This is a genomic window from Paenibacillus sp. VTT E-133280, assembly GCF_002264385.1.
Taxonomy (GTDB): domain Bacteria; phylum Bacillota; class Bacilli; order Paenibacillales; family Paenibacillaceae; genus Paenibacillus_AQ; species Paenibacillus_AQ nitricinens.
Genome location: NZ_NFUX01000071.1, coordinates 1 through 20375 on the forward strand (window position 1 = coordinate 1; position 20375 = coordinate 20375).

Here is a 20375-nt window from a genome sequence, read left to right on the forward strand (position 1 = left end):
GCTGGTCGAATAGGCCCCTCGCCCTTCTATCACAGCCACAGGCTGGTCGATAGTCTTTCGCCCTTCTATCGCAGCCGCAGGCTGGTCGATAGTCTTCACTTTCCCCAAGGAGTCCCCACGTCTGTAGGAGTGGGACGACCCCATATCCACAACGAAGTGTGGTGAGGGAGAAGGAACGGAGAGGAAGTTTGGAACTGTAGGAGCGGAGCGTTCGCCTTTATCCTCGGATTTCAACCGCAAAGAGCGGTTTCTAATCAAGAAATCTGAGGATAACAGCGACCGGAAGTCCAAACATTCCTCGCAGTGACGCTGACTCTCACCATACTGGCCAGCCTAAACCTCACCACACGCCGCCGGACTCATAATACTTCACTCCGGCACCGATCACGATACTCCTTAGGAGACATCCCCGTCTGCTTCTGAAATACCTTCGTGAAATAACGTCGTTCCTGATAACCGACTCCGGAACCAATCACCGTAATGCTTTTATCGCTGTTAGTAAGCATAAACTTAGCTGCTTCAATTCGTTGTTGTGTTACGTATTCCACGAAAGTCATTGCAAAACGGTTCTTAAACAAGAGGCAGAAGTAACTGCCGCTAATGCCGATCTTATTCGCCACTTCCTCAATCCCGATATCTGAATGAAGATGTTCAGTGATGTATTGAGCAGCCAAGTTCATTAGCTGATCCGGCGTTTTTTTACCATTGTCAACTTCAGGAATCTCCTGAAATAGAGGGATACTATTGTACAGTTTATTCTTAAACTGTTTACTACGGATATTAGCTCCGATCTCACGCACCTTATTGCCAAGCTCCTCATAATGTATCGGCTTACAAATGTATTCTCTTACCCCGAGCCGGATCGCTTCCCGTGCATAGTCAAATTCCTGATACCCGGTAAGAAGCAGTACCTCACTATCCAATCCCAATTCCCGCAGCTTTCCTACAAAAGTTAATCCGTCCATCACTGGCATACGAATGTCACTCAACACAAGATCGGGTTGCTCCTCTTCAGCAATGCGCAAGGCGTCCATACCACTTCGCGCCATACCGACGACCTCCATCCCCATCTCCTGCCATGGCAACACTCTTTTCAGATTATTCAGAATTGGGGCTTCGTCATCTACCAATAATACTTTTAGCATAATGATCTTCCCCCTGCTCGTATTTAGGTATGACACATTGAATAATAGTACCATATCCTGGACTGGAACAAATAAATATTCCATATCTGTCACCGTATTCAATGCGGATGCGATCCGCTACACTGCGTATGCCAAGACCTCTGCGTTCAAGATTCATCCGGTTTTCCCGTTCAACTTCAACCTCTTGCTCCACAGGATCATTCACAATATATTGGAAAATAGACAACTGAGATGGTGTAATTCCAATACCGTTATCTTCAATTCGTAAAATTAAGTCCCCTTGCTTCTCCCAAACTTTCACAGAAACTTGACCTTTGTAATCAATACCCTCAAATCCATGCTGAATGCTATTCTCTACAAGCGGTTGCAAAGTAAGCTTTAAAATACCGCAACTCATCAATTCTTGTGGGATATCAATATCGTATTCAAATAAATCCTCAAATCTAAATTTTTGAATATCCAAATAATTGCGCAGATGTTTAATCTCTTCATCCAGTGTAATTTCTTCTCGATCCTGAATGCTAATACGTAAAATGCTTGCCAGTCGGTAGACCATCTCACTGACTTTCTTGCCTTCATTCTGTATAGCCAGAACATTAATCGACTCTAACGTATTGAATAAAAAATGCGGTTTAATCTGAGCCTGCAGAACACGCATCTCGGCTTGATTCTTGCGACGCTGTTCCAAATGGATTCTGTTAAACAACCGGTTAATTTTATCCATAAGATCATTAAAGCCCTTACCAAGAAGCGTTAACTCATCGTTCCCCTTCACTTCTACCCGCGAAGTTAGATCTCCATCCTCAACACGTCGCATAAAACGAACAATTACGGCTATTGCACCAGTAATACGATTCATAAAGAATAGATTGAAGATCACCGCTGCCAAAAAGCAAAGGAAGATTACCCCAACAAACCAGCGTGCAAATACTGTAACTTCTCGAGATAAAGAGCCCCATGAGGTTACAGACACTAGACTCCAAGGATAATCCTTCAAATGATACATGGAGAGAATACTCTTCTCCCCGTTATACTCTGTTTTAAAACTCTGAAACCCTTTTTTGAAGGTAATCTCTTTATTCGCGAATGACTGAATATCTTGCCCATCCAGCTTTTGATCTGGGTCAAATAGAATCATTCCATCATCATTTACTAGCATAAACGAAACATCCTGATTGCTATCCCCAATTTTTAAATTGCGAAATATCGATTCGAGCTCCCAATTTTTGATCTGTACAACAAGGATACCTATGTTCTGAAAGAAGCTCAGTTCCTTCACGAGTCGAATTTGTGTAAACACAGGTTCAGTTCCTGTAAGTTCAGGATACTCATGAGGAGCCAGCCATTTCGGCACGCCATTCAAATCCATTACTTCCTGGTACAAATCACTTTTTTTGAAAGTATCATAGGGTAGCGTTCGGAAATTTTCCTTATTAAAAAGCGACACGATTTCAGAGTTACCTCTACCGTTAAAATTGTACAAAAAAGCATAGCTAATCGATGGATGGTTAAACAACAGACTACGGAAATTGCGCTGGCTTGCATTCAAACTGAGTTGCTCAGCATCCGTCAAATCCTGATTAGAAGGATCTTCGGCGCTAAGTGCCATATGAAAAACCGAGGTAGCAATTCCGTTGTCTGTAACGTTATCCATATCTTTTAACACATTTGAAATACTATAACTAATAGCTTTAAGTGAGTATTCCGACTGCTGGCTGTACTTCTTCTCAATAGAGTTATAAGTCACAAAGAACATAAGCATGCCTAGAATAAATAAGGGAATGATTATCAGGCCCAAAAATGCCGTAAATAATTTATAGCGCAAATTCATCGGCTAGTGCTCCTGACTGAGAAAAAAGTTATCCTTTTACGCCGCCCGCTGTTACGCCTTCAATAATTTTTTCCTGTAGAATCGCATAAATAACAATTACTGGAAGCACACTGAAGACGATACCCGCTGACATTTGTGCATAGTTCATCTGATATTGATCGCGGAATTGAACCATACCCACTGGGAGCGTCCGCAGTTCGTCATTCGATAGGAAGTAGTTTGCCAGCAAGAATTCATTCCAATTGCCCAGGAAATTAACAATGAATACAGTAACCATGGCAGGTACGGTTAGAGGTACAATAATTTTAGCAAAGATACCCGGTGCCTTCAACCCATCCATGACCGCAGCCTCTTCAATTTCTCTAGGTAACGAACGCATAAATGCAGCCAATATTATAATCGTAAATGGAATTGCATTCGCGATATAAGGAATAATCAACGCCCAGTGTGTGTTCAGAATTCCCATTTTGCGTACAATCGTATAAATAGGAAGCATCAATGCGTTGTTTGGAATGAGCATTCCCACCATAACTAGCGTGAACAAAATCGTATTCCATTTGCCTTGGCGCATCCGTGTTACCGCAAAAGCAAACATAGAAGCTAGAATGATAGACACTACAGAAGCTAATATGGAAATGTACAAACTGTTAAAAAAGTAGGTGCTGATCTTGGCGTTTACCCAAGCTTCAACGTAGTTACCAAAAACGAACTCCTTTGGAATCCCAAAAGGGTTAAGCGCTATCGCATTGTTATCCTTTTTCACAGATGAGAATAACACGAACAGGAAAGGAAATAGAATAACTAGTAGATAAGACAATAGTGCGACATGGGGCAGACTCTTTTTCAGGGCGCGTGGCATCAGTATTCAATCCTTTCTGTGCGTCGGGCTATCAGCAGCTGATAAACGGCTGTAACCACCAATGTAAATACAAAGATCAGGACTGCGATGGTGTTACCGTACCCGTATTTAAAGTTCGTAATTGCATATTTAATCATGTAGGTTGCCATTACATCGGTTGAACCTGCAGGTCCACCCTTAGTCATTACAATGACGATATCCGCCGCTTTCATTGCCCCTGCAATGGATAACATGATTACAACAGAAATGATCGGAACGATTAGCGGAAGTGTGATGCGTGTAGCACGTTGGAATCCAGTTGCGCCATCAATGGCAGCTGCTTCATCCAATTCACCTGGTATCGACAGAATAGCTGCCAGTACCATTACGATATAGAATCCAGTCCACTGCCAAGCATTCGTGATCAGGATCGATAACATTGCGAATTTTTCATCCGACAGCCAGTAAATTGGATTAATCCCCACTAAACCTAGAACCTTATTTAAAAGTCCAATGTTGGGCTCATAAATGAAGCCCCATAGAATACCGATAACTGCTGTAGACATAATGGAAGGCATGAAGACCGCTGTCTTATATAAGCCTTTCAGTTTCTTTACATTCGATATCAATAACGAGAAGAATATGATTAACGGTACCTGTACAAAACAAGAGAAAAGAATGAAGAAACCGTTATTTTTGACAGATATCCAGAATCGTTCGTCTCCTAATGCCTTCTCAAAATTACTGATACCGGCAGACTTGACTGTGTCAGATACCCCGTTCCAGCTAGTAAAGCTGTAATAGATTGAACTAAAGATGGGATAGATGAAAAACATCGTGAACAAGATCAGTGCTGGAAGAATAAAAAGGAAAAATACCAATGGATTTCTTAGTGCTTTATTCATGACTACCTCCGGTTGCTTTGACATCTGGCGAACAATGAATGTTTTAGATCTTTGCAAACACATAAATTCTTTGAGTTTAAAAATGTACCCTGGTTCTGGCACCAGGGTACATTCAATTTGCAGCTACTTATTCAACTGCTGCGTTTGCTTCTTCTTGTACCTTCTGTAATGCTTCGCCCATTTTCTCAGGAGTTGTCTGACCACCAATTAGCTTTTGAATTTGAATGTTACTGATTTCTGTAGTTACATCAGCTTGAACAAGTGAGTCAAATGCTGGGAACGAAGATTGTGAGTTATTAAGTACACCAACGATTTCGCTCATCAGATCATCCGTAATATTTTCGTTCAGAACGTTTTGGTCAATTTTCATTGCTGGCAATACGCCATCTTCAACCAGTCCACGTAATTGCATTTCTTCATTAAATAGGTTTTTGATAAATGACTTCACAGCAGCCAATTGACGTGGATCTTTCTCAGCAGAAGCAGAGAAACCGTAGCCATTGTTTACATCGCGCATCAATGCAGTTTGGTCGCCTACGCCACCATCAACTGGAGGAATATTGAAGAATCCAACTTTACCGATCAAACCTTCGCCAGATTGTCCTTCTTTAAATACGGAAGATTTCCAAGTACCATCATACAAGAGGATTGCTTCACTACTAGTGAATTGCGTTGTATATTCAGCATACTCGAAACCAAGTTCGCCTTTTTTGAAGTATCCTTTGTCAACCCATTCTTTGTACTTCGCAAAACCTTTTACAACGTTTGGATCAGTCCATTTAGCTTCACCTGTTGCAAACTTAGCGGTTACATCTGGACCCGCATAACGTGACCACAAGTGGTTAGCTAGCATAAGTGGTACCCAACCAGCCTTAGATGCACCAGCCAAAGGTACTTTTCCGTCAGCTTTGATGTCAGCCAATTGTTGTTCCAATTCAGCAAATGTTGTTGGAGCTTTCCAGCCCTTGCTATTGTAGTACTCTTTGTTGTAGAAGAAACCTTCACCAGATCCACCGATAGGCAATCCGTAAATTTTTCCTTCATAAGTGAAAGGATCAAGATTTGAGAATTTATCCTTAATTCCAAGTTCCTCTAGGATTGGAGTCAGATCGAGTAATTTACCTTCTTTAGCATAGATCTTAGAGTCAGGGCTTCCGAAAAGATCGAAGATCTCTGGTGGATTACCTGCAGCCATTTCACCACGTAATTTTTCTTTACGGTTTACATCTGAATCTACTCCATCAAGCTTAAAGGTCAGACCCGGTACATCGCCTTCTACCTTTTTCACTACTTCTTGCAGAATTGCTAAACGCTTCTGTTTGTCGGCACCGATTTGAGTGTGACGAATCGTCATTTCGAACGGTTCGCTACTTACAGGTTCTTCTGTTGCTGGAGCATTTGTAGCATCCGCTGAATTCGTCGCGGTAGCGTTTCCATCTCCTTTGTTAGAAGATGCATTGTTGTTGCTTCCGCAACCTGCCAGTAAAGCTGATGATACAAAAATCAGGGACAATAGCAAAGTCATACCTTTTTTCATTTCTTGTGACCCCCCATATAATGTTGTGCTTTACACTTCTTATTATAGAAAACAGATTCCATTCTCGTAAGGTTAAGATTCATCCACTATAGGGATAAAAATCTCTAATGAAAGCGGAATCAACTACACAACGTGTAATATAACATAACTTTATTTTAGTAAAAATTACGATTATCTGCTAAATAGCGTGGATTAGTCATACATATACTTAGAAAATAATAATAAAAACTCAATTCAATGACATAAAATCTATCATAATTTATTTCCAACTCCTTAATTAATAGCTGGAAATATATCATTTTTTTAAAGGTAAAACACAAAATTACCCCTTTTAATGACATCAGACGTCCCTCATAACAAAAAAACCGTTCCTTCAGCAGTAAATCACTAAAGGAACGGCTCCACTTAATGTAGAGATAAATTATACCAACGCTGTCTGCTTGCGACCTTCTTCGACTAAGCGGTACGCCCGCTGAACTTCTTCATCTGTAGGGGATGGCACTCCATCCAATTCATAAGCCTTGCCGAGCATTTCCCATTTATAGATACCCATTTGATGATAAGGTAAGATTTCAAATTTCTCAACGCCATTTAAGGTTCCAATATATCGACCCAGATTGATAAGGTCCTCTTCACGGTCATGAATGCCTGGAACATATACATGTCTAATCCACATCTTACGGTTATGATCTGACAGCCAGCGCGCAAGCTTCAAGGTCCGATCATTAGATTTACCAGTTAACTTAATGTGTGCTTCTTCATCAATATGCTTCAAATCAAGCATCACCAAGTCCGTAACATCCAATAAGTCATTAATCTTGTCACCTTCGTTATAACCATTACTATCTAATGTAGTGTGCAGATTCCAACGCTTTTTAACTTCCGTAAATAACTGCTTTACAAATTGTGCCTGCAAAGTTGGTTCTCCGCCGGATACAGTTAACCCACCACCGGATGAACGATAGTAGTTTAAATATGGCTCGATCTCCGAAAGTACTTCTTCTAGAGTCATTTCCTTACCTTCATCTAAAGCCCAAGTATCAGGGTTATGGCAATACTGGCATTTCAGCAAGCACCCTTGCATAAATAAGACAAATCGAATACCAGGCCCATCAACGGTTCCAAAGGTTTCCAAGGAGTGTATGCGACCTTTAATCATAGGATGTCATCCTTTCTCCACGACTGACTAACAGTCCATCTTTCACGAAGAAGAACCCCTGCCCATAAGACTGTGTTCTCCTTAAACGCGACCGTAAAATTTAAAATTTTAATGATTCTTAAACAAGATATTACCGCCCTTGAAACAAGAGCGGTAATTCCTTGCAATTATTTTAGTGCATATCTCAATGAAAGATCTTTATAAATATAAACAACTTACATTGAACCATGGAAAGTACGGTTAATTACGTCCATTTGTTGTTCGCGAGTCAGCTTGATGAAGTTAACTGCATAACCGGATACACGGATAGTCAATTGTGGATAATTCTCTGGGTGATCCATAGCGTCCATCAGCTGTTCACGGTTAAATACGTTAACGTTCAAATGCTGCGCGTTGTTATGGAAGTATCCGTCCATCATGTGTACCAAGTTAGACTTGCAGGATTCATCGTCTTTACCTAGTGCCTTAGGTACGATGGAGAACGTATTGGAGATACCATCTTGGGCATCGGAGTAAGGCAGTTTGGCTACAGAGTTCAGTGAAGCCAGTGCACCTTTCTTGTCGCGTCCGTGCATTGGGTTAGCACCTGGTGCGAATGGTTCGCCTTTTTTACGTCCGTCAGGTGTTGTACCTGTCTTCTTACCGTACACAACATTCGAAGTAATGGTCAATACCGATTGAGTCGGTACAGCATCACGATATGTTTTGTTTTTACGGATCATAGACATGAAGGTTTCAACCAATTCTACTGCGATGTTGTCTACAGCATCGTCATTGTTACCGTAGCAAGGGAATTCGCCTTCCGTTTCGAAGTCAATTGCAATACCTTCTTCGTTACGGATTGGTTTAACCTTCGCGTATTTAATAGCACTCAGCGAGTCAGCTGCAACGGACAGACCAGCGATACCGCAAGCCATCGTACGCAGAATGTCGCGATCATGCAGTGCCATTTCGATACGTTCGTAAGAATATTTGTCATGCATATAGTGAATGATGTTCAAAGTGTTAACATAAGTCTTAGCCAACCACTCCATCATCGGTTTGAAGCGTTTCATTACTTCGTCATAATCCAGATATTCAGAAGTGATCGCTGGGAATTCCGGCCCAACTTGTGCTCCGGATTTTTCGTCTTTACCACCATTAATAGCATACAGCAAAGCTTTTGCCAGGTTGGCACGAGCGCCGAAGAACTGCATTTGTTTACCGATACGCATTGGAGATACGCAGCAAGCAATAGCGTAATCTTCACCCCAGTACGGACGCATTAGATCGTCATTTTCATACTGAATTGCACTAGTTTCGATAGAAACCTTAGCACAATATTTTTTGAAGCCTTCAGGCAATTTTTCGGACCACAGAACAGTTAAGTTCGGTTCCGGAGCCGGACCCAAGTTGTACAGGGTGTTCAGGAAACGGAAGCTGTTCTTGGTAACACGAGTGGTTCCATTTTCAGCCATACCACCGATGGATTCAGTTACCCAAGTAGGGTCGCCGGAGAACAGATCGTTATAGTCAGGTGTACGCAAGAATTTCACGATACGCAGTTTCATTACAAAATGATCGACAATTTCTTGTACTTGTTCTTCAGTCAAAGTACCTTCTTCAATATCGCGTTCTGCATAGATATCTAGGAAGGAAGAAACACGTCCCAAGGACATTGCTGCACCATTTTGTTCTTTAACTGCTGCCAGGTATCCAAAGTATACCCATTGAGTAGCTTCTTTGAAATTCGTCGCTGGTTTGGAAATATCCATTCCATGCGCAGCTGCCATTTCTTTCAATTCGCCCAGTGCACGAATTTGCTCAGACAGCTCTTCACGCAAACGAATTACTTCTTCTGTCATGGAATCAACTTCAAGCTCAGCTAATTGTTGCTTTTTGTCTTTAATCAAGAAATCAATACCGTACAGAGCAATGCGGCGGTAGTCGCCGATAATGCGTCCGCGGCCGTAAGCATCAGGAAGACCTGTGATAACGCCGGATTTACGCACCGCTCTCATGTCTGGTGTATATGCATCAAATACGCCTTGGTTATGCGTTTTGCGAATGTTCGTAAACATGTCAACGATGTTTTGTGGAAGCTCGAAGCCATAAGCCTTCGTAGCATCGACCATCATCTTGATCCCGCCGAATGGCTGAATGGAACGTCTGAAAGGAGCGTCAGTCTGCACGCCTACAATTTGTTCCTTATCCTTGTCAATGTAGCCTGGAGCATGTGAAGTAATTGTGGAGACAGTATCTAGGGAAACATCCCATACGCCGCCTCTTTCTCTTTCTTCCTTGCTCAGTTGGGAAATAATCTTCCACAGTTCAGTTGTGTTACTAGTAGGACCTACGAGGAACTCTTCGTTACCTTCATAAGGCTTAATGTTACTAGCGATAAAGTTGTTAACGTCAACTTTCTTAGCCCATTTACCTTTTGTAAAACTTCTCCAACCGGATTTCACTTCATTTACTTCTTTTTCAATCACCGACATGCTAAATCCCTCCATCTATATTTATTATATTTGTAGAGATCGCGGGCTTGAAGGTTGATCCCGTGTCTCGTGATCCCCAAAAGATGTGGTTGTTCCAAATTTCACAATCAACATTTCATATGTGGGACCGTTGTTTATATAAACATTCTAGTTTATTTTCTATAAAAACACTGTGACAAATATCACCTTTCGAGTGATATTTGTCACCTTTATCTAAGTCCACAACTATCCTATTCTCTATTTAACCATTTATTAATTATCAAATCTTCCGTAGAACGCATTACGGTATACATCAGCAAGCTCAGATACCAGTGGCAGCTTAGGATTGGCAGTTGTACATTGATCTTCAAACGCACGGTCAGCCAAGTAATCTACGCGGGATTCGAAGTCCTTAGGATCAAAGCCCAGTTGCTGGAACGATTCTTCGATGCCCAATTTTTTATTCATATCGCAAATAGCATTGATCAGGCTAGTTACACCTTCTTCAGTTGTGCGGGCTGGCAATCCCAGAATACGGGCAATTTCAGCATAACGCTCATCAGCTACGAAGTGCGAATATTTAGGGAACGAAGCGAACTTCGTAGGTTTTTTAGCATTGTAGCGGATAACGTGTGGCATAAGGATCGCGTTAGTCCGACCATGAGCAGTGTGGTACTGTCCGCCCCATTTATGCGCCAAACTGTGGTTAATACCCAAGAATGCATTGGCAAAGGCCATACCAGCAAGTGTGGATGCGTTATGCATTTTTTCACGTGCTACTCTGTCACCTTCCAGCGCCGATTTTTCAAGGTATTGGAATACCAGTTGGATGGCTTTAATAGCTAGACCATCAGTATAGTCACTCGCCATAACAGATACATAAGCTTCGATAGCATGTGTTAATACGTCCATACCTGTATCAGCAACTGCAGTTTTTGGCAAGCTGTATACGAACTCAGGATCAATGATAGCTACATCTGGAGTTAACTCGTAGTCAGCCAATGGATATTTAGTGTGCTGTTCAGTTGTTTTATCGGTAATAACTGCGAAAGATGTTACTTCCGAACCTGTACCCGAAGTAGTTGGAATCGCTACAAACTTAGCTTTGTTACCAAGTTTAGGGAATTTGTATACCCGTTTACGGATATCCATGAATTTTTGTTTCAGACCATTAAAGTCTGCATCTGGATGTTCATAGAATAACCACATTCCTTTTGCAGCATCCATTGGGGAACCGCCGCCAAGTGCGATGATGCAGTCCGGTTGGAATCTGTTCATCATTGCAGTACCTTTTTCAACTGTAGTTGTCGATGGATCTGGTTCAACTTCAGAGAACACTTCGATAGCTACAGGAGTTTGCCGTTGACGCAGGTAATGTTCAACTCTTTCAACATATCCAAGCTTAACCATCATTGGGTCTGTGATAATTGCGACACGTGTGATATCAGGCATTTTGGTCAGGTACTGAGTAGCGCCTTTTTCGAAATAGATCTTGTCAGGTACTTTAAACCATTGCATATTCACGGTACGACGATTCACCCTTTTCACGTTGATCAAATTGATTGCTGTAACGTTTTGCGACACGGAGTTACGACCATAAGATCCGCAGCCCAGAGTCAATGAAGGGATATTAGTGTTATAGATATCGCCGATCGCACCATGTGTGGAAGGCGAGTTAACGAGAATACGTCCTGTTTGCAGACGGTTAGAGAACTTCATGATTACTTCTTCATTGTTGGAGTGGATAGCCGAGCTGTGGCCCATACCGCCAAATTCAACAATTTGAGCTGCGCGTTCGATACCTTGATCTGCATTCTTAACTTTGTAGCAAGCAAGAACCGGGCTTAATTTTTCAGCGGACAGTGGATATTTAGTGCCTACTCCTTCAAGTTCTGCTACCAGAATCTTTGTGCCGGCAGGGACTTGAATGCCACACATTTCAGCAATTTTCACTGCGGATTGACCTACGATTGCTGGGTTAACCGCACATTTATCTACGTTCATTGCTCCACTAGTCAGTTTGGCAGCTTCTTCTTTATTCACAAAGTAGCAGCCATTAGCAATCATTTTTTTCTTCACTTGATCGAAGATTGGTTCTTCGATAATAACAGCTTGCTCGGAAGCACAGATCATACCATTATCAAATGTCTTAGAAAGAATGATGTCCGTTACGGCTTGATCAATATCCGCGCTCTTTTCAATGAAAGCAGGTACGTTACCAGGGCCTACGCCAAGTGCTGGTTTACCACAGCTGTAAGCTGCTTTTACCATTGCAGAACCACCAGTTGCCAAGATAAGAGCAACGTCTGGGTTGTTCATCAATGCGTTTGTCTTGTCCATTGTTGGCATTTCAATCCATTGGATACAGTTCTCAGGAGCGCCAGCTTTCACGGCAGCATCATGAAGAATTTTGGCTGCGGCTGCACTACACTCTTGCGCAGAAGGGTGGAAACCGAATATAATAGGGTTCCGTGTCTTAATCGAAATCAACGCTTTAAACATCGTGGTGGATGTAGGGTTGGTTACCGGTGTGATACCCATAACAATTCCGACGGGTTCAGCAATTTTTTGGAAGCTATCATAAGCGTTGTCTTCAATAACGCCTACTGTTTTATCGTATTTAATTCCGTGCCAGATATATTCAGTTGAGAAGATGTTCTTCGTAATTTTGTCTTCGTATACGCCGCGTCCAGTTTCTTCTACGGCCAATTTTGCGAGGTACATATGTTTGTCGAGTCCAGCCAACGCCATTGCATGAACGATTGTGTCAACTTGCTCTTGGTCTAGCGCCATGAACGCCTCATGCGCTTTTTTTGCTTTATCCACTAAATTCTGAATATACTCTTCAGCGGTAACTTGTTTAACTTGGGCGGCGACTTCGTTCTTAACTGCCATCTCCCTCGTCCTCCTGTCAATTTTTAGTTGTTTTTCTCTACACATTTATCTTATCACATGATTTCTACCTTGTATAGTGAAATCTTTCACAAAGTATAAAGTTTTTTTGATTTGTTTTCAAAGCGCTTTCATTCGATCATATTATAGTCTTTTTACCATATTTTATGTTATAAAACCCTTTAAATCTTAGATTTATACTTTAATAAGCAAAATTTTAGCTCCTTTTTATTCCATATATCTAAAATCAGTACTCAAAAATGAATTCTCTTCATCACAGTCCCTTACGATTTTCCTTCACCGAAATAATTTCCAATTGATTATCACTATTTCTGAAGATTTATAAATTTATAAATCTTCAGAACAAAAAAACCGACCCCAAAGGGGCCGGTTTTTGCATTAGACTATTCCGCTTTAATCGTATCAAAGAATTTCTCTTGCACTGTTTTAGCTGCTGCTTCTAGCTGGCTCTTGGAATCCGTTCCTTTTTTGGAGAACAGCTCTTGAATAACATTGGACATAGTTGCGTAATAGTCCTGTGTGTTGTATTGAGCTTCAGGTTTACCATCCAAAAGTCCCATAATATCAGGGCTATATTGGTATACATTTGTGTACTTGTCATAAACCGCTTTGGTCTTCTTACCAAACTCAGAATCTGCTGAGTAATAATCTAAGAGTGGCGGGATAAAGTATTTGCCATCAGCTGTACGTTGTTGAAGAACTGCATCCAGGGCTTCCAAACCTTTATCAGAGAAGTAATCAAATGTGATATAACGGAATGCCATTTCTTGCTCATCTGGTGTTGCATTCGGATTAATAACGAGGTAATCACCACCAAGTACCCCGGTGTGCTTACCGCCTTTTTCCATAGCAGGCATTGGATATGTGAGCACATCCTCAGGTTTCAGTCCGCCTTGATTCAGTGCTTGCTCGATTACGCCATCGGATCCAGCCATTACCATAGCTGTACGACTTTGTTGGAATGCGCCTACAGCATCGCCCCAGCCAAGTGCCCAGTCCTGAGGAATCGCGTTAGCTTCCCATCTAAGTTTTTTGTAGAAATCCAGTGCTTTAACACCAGCGTCGGAATTAAATGTAGCTACAACCTTGCCGCCTTCAACCTTTTGAATTTCACCGCCAGCTTCGAACAGGAAGTTGGTCCAGTTCCAGCCTGCTTCGTTACCTTTACCCATTGGAGCAATACCGGAAATGCCTTTTTTGACATCAGCTACGCCTTTAGCCGTATTCAGCATATCATCCCAAGTCCAATCCATTGGTGGGACTGCAACGCCTTTTTCATCCAGCATTTTTTTGTTGATCATAGTAGTTGTTACATAACCTTTTTGAGTTACGCCGAAAACTTTACCATCAATGATGAATTGATTTTGCAGTACTGGGTTAATTTGATCCTTAAATTCATATTTGTTCCAAAGATCCGTAATGTCAGCAACCCAGCCCTTTTCCACCAGGAATTTAGCTTCTGTAGCGTAGGTGTTAAAGAAGGTTGGTGCTTCATTCGCAGCCATTTTAATTCCGATTTCACTTACATTGTACTGCCAGTCATCTTTAACAATTTCAACATTAGGATATTCAGCTTGGAAACGCTTAATCTTGTCATCTTCTTGCGCTCTCACTTCAGTCAAGTCAGGTGTTGGATAGTGGATCTTGATCGTCACTTTTCTTTGAGTAATGTCCTCCACTGGCGCATCCGTAGCAGTTGCTGTATTATCCGTTACCGCATTTGTTGGCGCAGTAGATGCTTCCCCGCCTTTGTTCCCCGCTGTGTTTCCGTTATTGTTGCCGCTGCAAGCAGATAGCAACGATCCGGCTACAAGTACGCTTAGTAGAACGCTAGAGTACTTACGCATTGAAACTCCCCTTTTCAATTCATAATTATCTTACCTATCGATCATAAATTAGAAACCGTTTACAAACGAGGTGCATTTTTATTCCTTTCATGTGCATGTTTACGATCCATGGGTAAATTCGTCGATAATTGCTTATCCTTTCACGGCCGACAAAGCAACCCCACGCATAATGAATTTCTGGAAAATCAAGAAGACAAGGATTGGAGGCAAGGATACTATAAACAGGATTGCAAACTTAATATTAGTATTGAGTGCCTTCACATTAATAACGTATTTATAAATGGCTGTCGCAAGCGTATATTTCTCTTCACTGTGCATAACCAAAGATGGCCAGAACCAGTCGTTCCATGCAGTAGAAAAGATAAAGATTGCTAATGTAGCAAAAATCGGAACGGATAGTGGCACGGCAATGGAGAAAAAGCTTCTCGGCTCAGAGGCCCCATCAATTCGTGCTGCTTCAAAGATTTCTGGATGAATCCCGTCAAAAAAGTTCTTTAACAATAGAAAGTAGAAAGTGTTCGCTCCCGCTGGCAACCAAAAGGCCGCGTACTGATTTAGCAATCCAAGCTCCTTCAGATTGACAAAGTTCGGAATCATGTAACTGGTCGCCGGAATAAATAATGTCATCAGAAAGAAGAAATAAATCGCTCTTTTGTAAGGAACATTCATACGAGAAATACTAAAAGCTGACATTCCCAATACGACAAGCGTCACGACCATATTCCCTAAAAAGATATAAATGGTGTTTCTAAGGAACATGGGTAGATCAATGTAATTCATCGCGTCTTTAAGATTACTGAAGTGCCATTCCTGAGGGAAAAAATGCGGCGGGAATGAATTCACTTCTTGATTCGACTTCAACCCGTTGAATAACGTCATACAAATCGGGTACAGCATGCTAAAAACCATAACCAAAATGACTACGCACATCAAACCATAAACGATCTTATTACTTGTTTTTTTCAAATCGTGTTCTGAAAGAATTCCTCTATCTGCGCTCTTCATCTTAGTAGTCCTCCTTGTTAAGCTTGAACTGTAAAATGCCCAAACCACCCAGGACAATGAACATTAACATGCCAAGCGCAGTAGCTGTTCCATAATCGAGTCTTGTAAAAGCATATTTTACGATCAACAGCGCATAGGTAAGCGTAGTGTTATTCGGCCCACCATCAAGCAGTGCCATCTGTGACTGATACCCTTGTGAAGTACCAATAACTTGTAGTATTAGCATCAAAAAGATTAAATTACGGAGTGAAGGCAAGGTGATGTACTTTATACGTGCCCACACACCAGCTCCATCAATTTCAGCGGCTTCATACCAATCTCTTGGAATACTAAGTACAGCAGCCAAGTATATTAGCATCCCTGATCCGAACTGCTGCCATGTCTCCATAAACACAAGAGAAATCATCGACCATCTTGTATCTGTTAAAAAGGCAACCTGGTCCACACCCAACGTGCCTAGTAATGCATTCATTGGGCCGACCGGATCATAAAGCCATCTCCATAGTCCATAGAGAACCACACCAGGCATTACGAAAGGAAGGTAAGCCGCTACACGTACAAAGCCCCCAAACTTTCTCAGCTCTGAGATCATGATGGCAAAAGCAATCGGAACCCAGAATCCAATAATAAGACATAGGAACATATAATACCCAGTGTTCTTTAATGCGGTCAGGACATCTGGATCACTAAGTGCTCTACTGTAGTTCTCAAAGCCTACGAAGCTGTTTCCTTTAACAAAATCAACATGGTAGAAGCTGTACAGTAAGCCTTTAAAAATTGGAACCCATAAGAACATTATAAAAATAATAATGGCAGGTACGAGGAACATATATCCCCAAAAGTTTTTCTTCCAGCGGTTTTGCTTGTACGGTGTCCCCTTCAGCGTCGCCGGGTTTTCGGTTACTACTGCGGTTTGATTCATCAGGCTCCCTCATTCCATTGTTCTTTCAGCATTTTTCGCAAAATGCTTCCTACCTTAAATTGTAGGAAATGAGGGTTGTACTGAACATGTCTATATCTACCGAAGTCATGAGTGTTTTTACTTCTTCAATTCGCTTGGACTAATTCCATAATATTTCTTGAAAATTTTACTAAAATGTTCCGGCGATTCATAACCCACACGTTCCGCAATTTCGTATCTGCGAAGATCGGTATTCAAAATCATTTCCCGGCTTTCTTCCATCCGGAGCTTGATTACATATTCCCACAGGTTATAACCTGTATTTTTCTTAAACAGGTAGCTCAAATAATTGGGGCTAACATGATTCTTCTTAGCCACATCGTGAATAGTAAGTCCTTTTTGAGCATAGTTCTCGTCAATATATTCTTTTGCTTTTTGTACGATCAGATTGCTATGAGTATGTAGTTCTTCTACAGAAGGATCACTCGTGTAGCTGTTCCAGTTGAAATCCCCATAATAGAACACGTAATGGTCACTATGCTCATTATTCCAGAGAATTGCATTAGAGGCCTGACGGTTCAAAACGGCCATAAACGAAAGCCCCTTTAAAATCTGGCTAATGCCAATGACCACATTCAGATGTAAATATTTATGGATATTAAAATGAAGACTACGACCAAGTATATCTAGCCTGTTGATTTGACCGGCAGAAGAATCCTCATAGCTTTTTTCATCCCATTGGATAATGATCGTAATTTCTCCATCCGGCGCATAAAAGGCTATCGAGTTCCATTCCTGATCCATTAATTCTTTGGCAATGTTCAGCGCAGCATAACAAAGAAGCCGTCTGTCCCGCAAAGTATACTGCTTATTCTGGTTCACTCCAGTTAGTGGTACCTTAAGTTTTAAGACGGAAAAATACGGCCCTTGTAGCTTCAGGTTATCCAGCTTCTGCAGGTTATCTGCCTCAGCTAGTACAACCCCAGGGTCAATGAGCAATTCGTTCAAGAACTTACTATATTCCGGCAGCGGCTCTTCCAGTCGAAAGCTTTCGTTAATTCCAGACATAAAGACATCTAGTTCTGGTGAGGGCTTCCCCATCTTAAGGAGCACATTTCGGACCGAATCCAAAAATTGCTCACTATTTAAAGGTTTGATTAAATAGTCCTTTGCCCCGAGCCTAACGGCCATTTGAGCATATTGAAACGTTTCATGAGCAGAAATCACGATGGTCTGTACCCATGGTTTGGCCAGTTTTGCATGCTGCATCAGATCAATTCCACTCATCGCACCCATCTGAATATCTGTAACGAGCAGATCAATCTCCTCCATACGGATACAGTCTAGCGCTTCAAATCCGCTATTAGCTGTATAGATATTAGAAATATCCAGCCCGGATGAAGCTAATAAATTGCTCAATCCTTTACAAATCAATGGTTCGTCATCCACAACCAATATATTGAACATATCTGCACGCTCCCCTTCCTTAGTCCTGATTCTCCGATTTCGGAAGCTTAACCGTTACTAGCGTTCCGCCTTCTGTACGAGGGGTATAGCTGATGCCATAATCAGAGCCAAAATGTAAATGAATACGCTGGTTAATATTGCGGATACCATAACCGCTAGTAGGATTGGGGCTATCATCATTCAATACAGCTTCTATGGCTTCATAGTCAACAGACTTATAGCCGTTATCTTCAATAGAGATCCTAACGGTTTCATCCTCACATACTGCAGTGATGGTGATCTCACCATCCTCGCCCATATTTTTAACCCCATGAATAATAGCATTTTCTATCAATGGCTGCAGCGTGATTTTAGGAATTAGGTTGCTTTTCGTATCCGGGTGAATATTCATCACAACTTGAAATACATAATCATAACGGTGCTGCTGCAGCTTGATATAGGCTGTTGCATGCTCCAGCTCTTCTTCAAGGCTGATCAGCTCCCTTCCCCGACTAAGACTGATCTTCATTAGTTTGGACAATTCCTTGATCATCTCGGCGGATTCGACATTTCCTTCTAAAGAGCTTTTCCAATAAATGCTCTCTAGGGTGTTATAAAGCAAATGAGGGTTGATTTGTTGATATAGAAGTTGAAGCTGGGATTCTTTCTGTTTAAGCTCCATCTGATATTTGTATGTGATTAATCCATTCAGCCTTCGGGCCATATCATAGGTAGATGCAATCAGCACACTGACCTCATCGTTACTCCCCCTCCGTGGCGTCTCTGGAACTCGATTACCCGGCTCGTATTTTCGCACGAAAAAAGCCAGCTTTTGCAAAGGAGTCATTAATGAACGCCAGAAGTATGTAATCATAATTAGTCCAAATACCGCATAAGCCACGGTGATATATTGAATAACACTTTTCATTTCGTTCTGTTGCTGCAGTAGCGCCTTCACCGGAACTTTGTAGACCAGTTTTTGTCCAAGCGCATGGTTATTGTTAACCACATAGATAAAATCGGAGGTAATCACATCCACGGTACCTTCCAGATCCTCGGCAACAACCGTCTCCGGCAACGCAATCACTTCCCCAGTATTATTAGTAGTGGAGGCAAGAACACGGTTGTTTAAATCTGTTAAGTAAATTTCGCCGTCAGGTAAAGATATCGATTTGAGGGATTCTCCAATTTTAGAGTCCATTTTGGTGATGACCAAAACGCCAATAGTCTCCGCTTTTCTAGAAATGTTGTTTACAGCTCTCATGTAAGTAAGTGTCTTTAAATTCTCCGCTTGAGCACTTAGCCTCTCCGTGAACTTCAGCGAGCCGCGTCCTTTTTTCTGAACAACCTCCTCAAACCAGTAAGGCTCTTCGGCTTTAGAAAAGAAATAAACTCCTGCCTTCTTAACCTGTGGAAAATTGGGAGCAAAAAAGTAATAATCAGTCGGATCGTATATATAAAGAGAGTAGTAAATGCCGTCACCACGTTCAGCACCCTGAGAGTAACTGAGCAATAGCTTCTCTATCGTCTCATATCGTTTGACTCGCTCCAGTATGGTATCCGAGCCAGTCATATTAATTTGCTGAATTAGAGGATTTTGAATCACGGTGGTAGTGATTTTATTTACGGTGTCGATATCCCGGTTAATGATCGTAAAGTTCTGCTTGTTCAATTCCACATATGCATTCGTAACATGGCGCTTCAGTATTTGCTCTGCCTTCAAATTTCCATATATGTTCAAAAAGAAAATAGGAGAAATCATAATCAGGAATAGTAGGATGAGCTGCTGCTTCACGTTCAGCTTTCGAATCAATCTAATCAGCCTAGACAACACTATAGTCACACCTCCGGGTTAAATAACTATATCAAAGGGACAAACGCTTACATATGTTCATTTTAAAGTTTTTTATGGTCATTTGTATGTAGTTTTTTTCTGTTGTGCGTATTTGAAAGAGTGGGAATCATGGTGTCACTACGAGGAAACTTTGGACTTACGGCCGCTGTTGTCTCCAGATTTTCTGATTTATACCGCCACTGGTGGATAAAATCCGGAGACAAAGGCGGACGCTTTCGCTCCTCCAGTTCCAAAATTCCTCTCCATGACCTTCTTCCCTCTCAAAAAAACCGAAAACAGAAAAAGTGAGGGCGCGCAGGGGACACTGCGTGGGGCTTTGGGACCCGATACTCCCTCTGAGCTTCTTGAGTCTTATGAGTAATAGCTTTCTAAACTGCATCATCACGTTGAGCCATCGGATGCACGTTGGTTTTTTCGAGCAGCTGATCTTGTCAGCTGAATTCAGAGCGTGCGCGCAGGAAATCAGAATAAAGAAGATAAAAAAAGAACGACCCCACAGTAGCGTCAACTACTTTGGAGTCGTTCCCATGTTCATTT

General features: G+C 41.7%; 14 protein-coding genes. All 14 read right to left on the minus strand.

What is annotated here, in order from left to right; genetic code table 11:
* Positions 1–291, minus strand: a 291-nt coding sequence (locus CA600_RS31580; RefSeq protein WP_218832796.1) for a hypothetical protein, incomplete at its 3' end; no start/stop codon positions are given.
* A 68-nt stretch (positions 292–359) separates the two neighbouring features.
* A complete protein-coding gene (locus CA600_RS24815) occupies positions 360–1145 on the minus strand; it encodes a response regulator transcription factor (protein WP_094873711.1) in 786 nt (261 codons plus the stop codon).
* The gene (locus tag CA600_RS24820; protein ID WP_094873713.1) at positions 1120–2976 is read right to left on the minus strand and encodes a cache domain-containing sensor histidine kinase; all 1857 of its coding nucleotides are present in this window, start codon (positions 2974–2976) and stop codon (positions 1120–1122) included. Before CA600_RS24820 ends, CA600_RS24815 begins: the two co-directional genes overlap by 26 nt.
* Positions 2977–3004: 28 nt before the next feature.
* On the minus strand, positions 3005–3835 hold the full coding sequence (locus tag CA600_RS24825) for a carbohydrate ABC transporter permease (protein ID WP_094873715.1): 831 nt from the start codon (positions 3833–3835) through the stop codon (positions 3005–3007).
* Complete coding sequence (locus CA600_RS24830) at positions 3835–4719, minus strand: carbohydrate ABC transporter permease (RefSeq protein ID WP_094873717.1); 885 nt, start codon at positions 4717–4719, stop codon at positions 3835–3837. The genes CA600_RS24825 and CA600_RS24830 overlap by 1 nt, the downstream gene beginning before the upstream one ends.
* A 127-nt stretch (positions 4720–4846) precedes the next feature.
* A complete protein-coding gene (locus tag CA600_RS24835) occupies positions 4847–6256 on the minus strand; it encodes an extracellular solute-binding protein (protein ID WP_094873719.1) in 1410 nt (469 codons plus the stop codon).
* A gap of 421 nt (positions 6257–6677) precedes the next feature.
* Entirely contained in the window at positions 6678–7415 is a 738-nt protein-coding gene (gene pflA, locus CA600_RS24840) for a pyruvate formate-lyase-activating protein (protein ID WP_042190523.1), read from the minus strand.
* A 215-nt stretch (positions 7416–7630) separates the two neighbouring features.
* A complete protein-coding gene (gene pflB / locus CA600_RS24845; protein WP_094873721.1) occupies positions 7631–9892 on the minus strand; it encodes a formate C-acetyltransferase in 2262 nt (753 codons plus the stop codon).
* 252 nt (positions 9893–10144) lie between these two features.
* Entirely contained in the window at positions 10145–12766 is a 2622-nt protein-coding gene (gene adhE / locus CA600_RS24850) for a bifunctional acetaldehyde-CoA/alcohol dehydrogenase (protein WP_094873723.1), read from the minus strand.
* Between the two features lie 401 nt (positions 12767–13167).
* Positions 13168–14631 (minus strand): ABC transporter substrate-binding protein, encoded by a 1464-nt coding sequence (locus CA600_RS24855; protein WP_094873725.1) that lies wholly within the window; start codon positions 14629–14631, stop codon positions 13168–13170.
* 132 nt (positions 14632–14763) lie between these two features.
* Positions 14764–15636: a carbohydrate ABC transporter permease gene (locus CA600_RS24860; protein ID WP_094873727.1), complete on the minus strand. Its 873-nt coding sequence runs from the start codon at positions 15634–15636 to the stop codon at positions 14764–14766.
* 1 nt (position 15637) lies between these two features.
* Positions 15638–16558, minus strand: a complete 921-nt coding sequence (locus CA600_RS24865; RefSeq protein WP_094873729.1) for a carbohydrate ABC transporter permease — start codon at positions 16556–16558, stop codon at positions 15638–15640.
* 117 nt (positions 16559–16675) lie between these two features.
* Positions 16676–18004, minus strand: coding sequence for a response regulator (locus CA600_RS24870; protein ID WP_094873731.1), 1329 nt, complete (start codon positions 18002–18004; stop codon positions 16676–16678).
* Between the two features lie 19 nt (positions 18005–18023).
* Positions 18024–19817: a cache domain-containing sensor histidine kinase gene (locus CA600_RS24875; RefSeq protein ID WP_373455904.1), complete on the minus strand. Its 1794-nt coding sequence runs from the start codon at positions 19815–19817 to the stop codon at positions 18024–18026.
* Between the last annotated feature and the right edge of the window lie 558 nt (positions 19818–20375).

Excerpts from the sequence above, each read along its gene's own strand:
- CA600_RS24815 (WP_094873711.1), bottom strand. The coding sequence starts at position 1,145 with ATGCTAAAAGTATTATTGGTAGATGACGAAGCCCCAATTCTGAATAAT.
- CA600_RS24820 (WP_094873713.1), bottom strand. The coding sequence starts at position 2,976 with ATGAATTTGCGCTATAAATTATTTACGGCATTTTTGGGCCTGATAATC.
- CA600_RS24825 (WP_094873715.1), bottom strand. The coding sequence starts at position 3,835 with ATGCCACGCGCCCTGAAAAAGAGTCTGCCCCATGTCGCACTATTGTCT.
- CA600_RS24830 (WP_094873717.1), bottom strand. The coding sequence starts at position 4,719 with ATGAATAAAGCACTAAGAAATCCATTGGTATTTTTCCTTTTTATTCTT.
- CA600_RS24835 (WP_094873719.1), bottom strand. The coding sequence starts at position 6,256 with ATGAAAAAAGGTATGACTTTGCTATTGTCCCTGATTTTTGTATCATCA.
- pflA (WP_042190523.1), bottom strand. The coding sequence starts at position 7,415 with ATGATTAAAGGTCGCATACACTCCTTGGAAACCTTTGGAACCGTTGAT.
- pflB (WP_094873721.1), bottom strand. The coding sequence starts at position 9,892 with ATGTCGGTGATTGAAAAAGAAGTAAATGAAGTGAAATCCGGTTGGAGA.
- adhE (WP_094873723.1), bottom strand. The coding sequence starts at position 12,766 with ATGGCAGTTAAGAACGAAGTCGCCGCCCAAGTTAAACAAGTTACCGCT.
- CA600_RS24855 (WP_094873725.1), bottom strand. The coding sequence starts at position 14,631 with ATGCGTAAGTACTCTAGCGTTCTACTAAGCGTACTTGTAGCCGGATCG.
- CA600_RS24860 (WP_094873727.1), bottom strand. The coding sequence starts at position 15,636 with ATGAAGAGCGCAGATAGAGGAATTCTTTCAGAACACGATTTGAAAAAA.
- CA600_RS24865 (WP_094873729.1), bottom strand. The coding sequence starts at position 16,558 with ATGAATCAAACCGCAGTAGTAACCGAAAACCCGGCGACGCTGAAGGGG.
- CA600_RS24870 (WP_094873731.1), bottom strand. The coding sequence starts at position 18,004 with ATGTTCAATATATTGGTTGTGGATGACGAACCATTGATTTGTAAAGGA.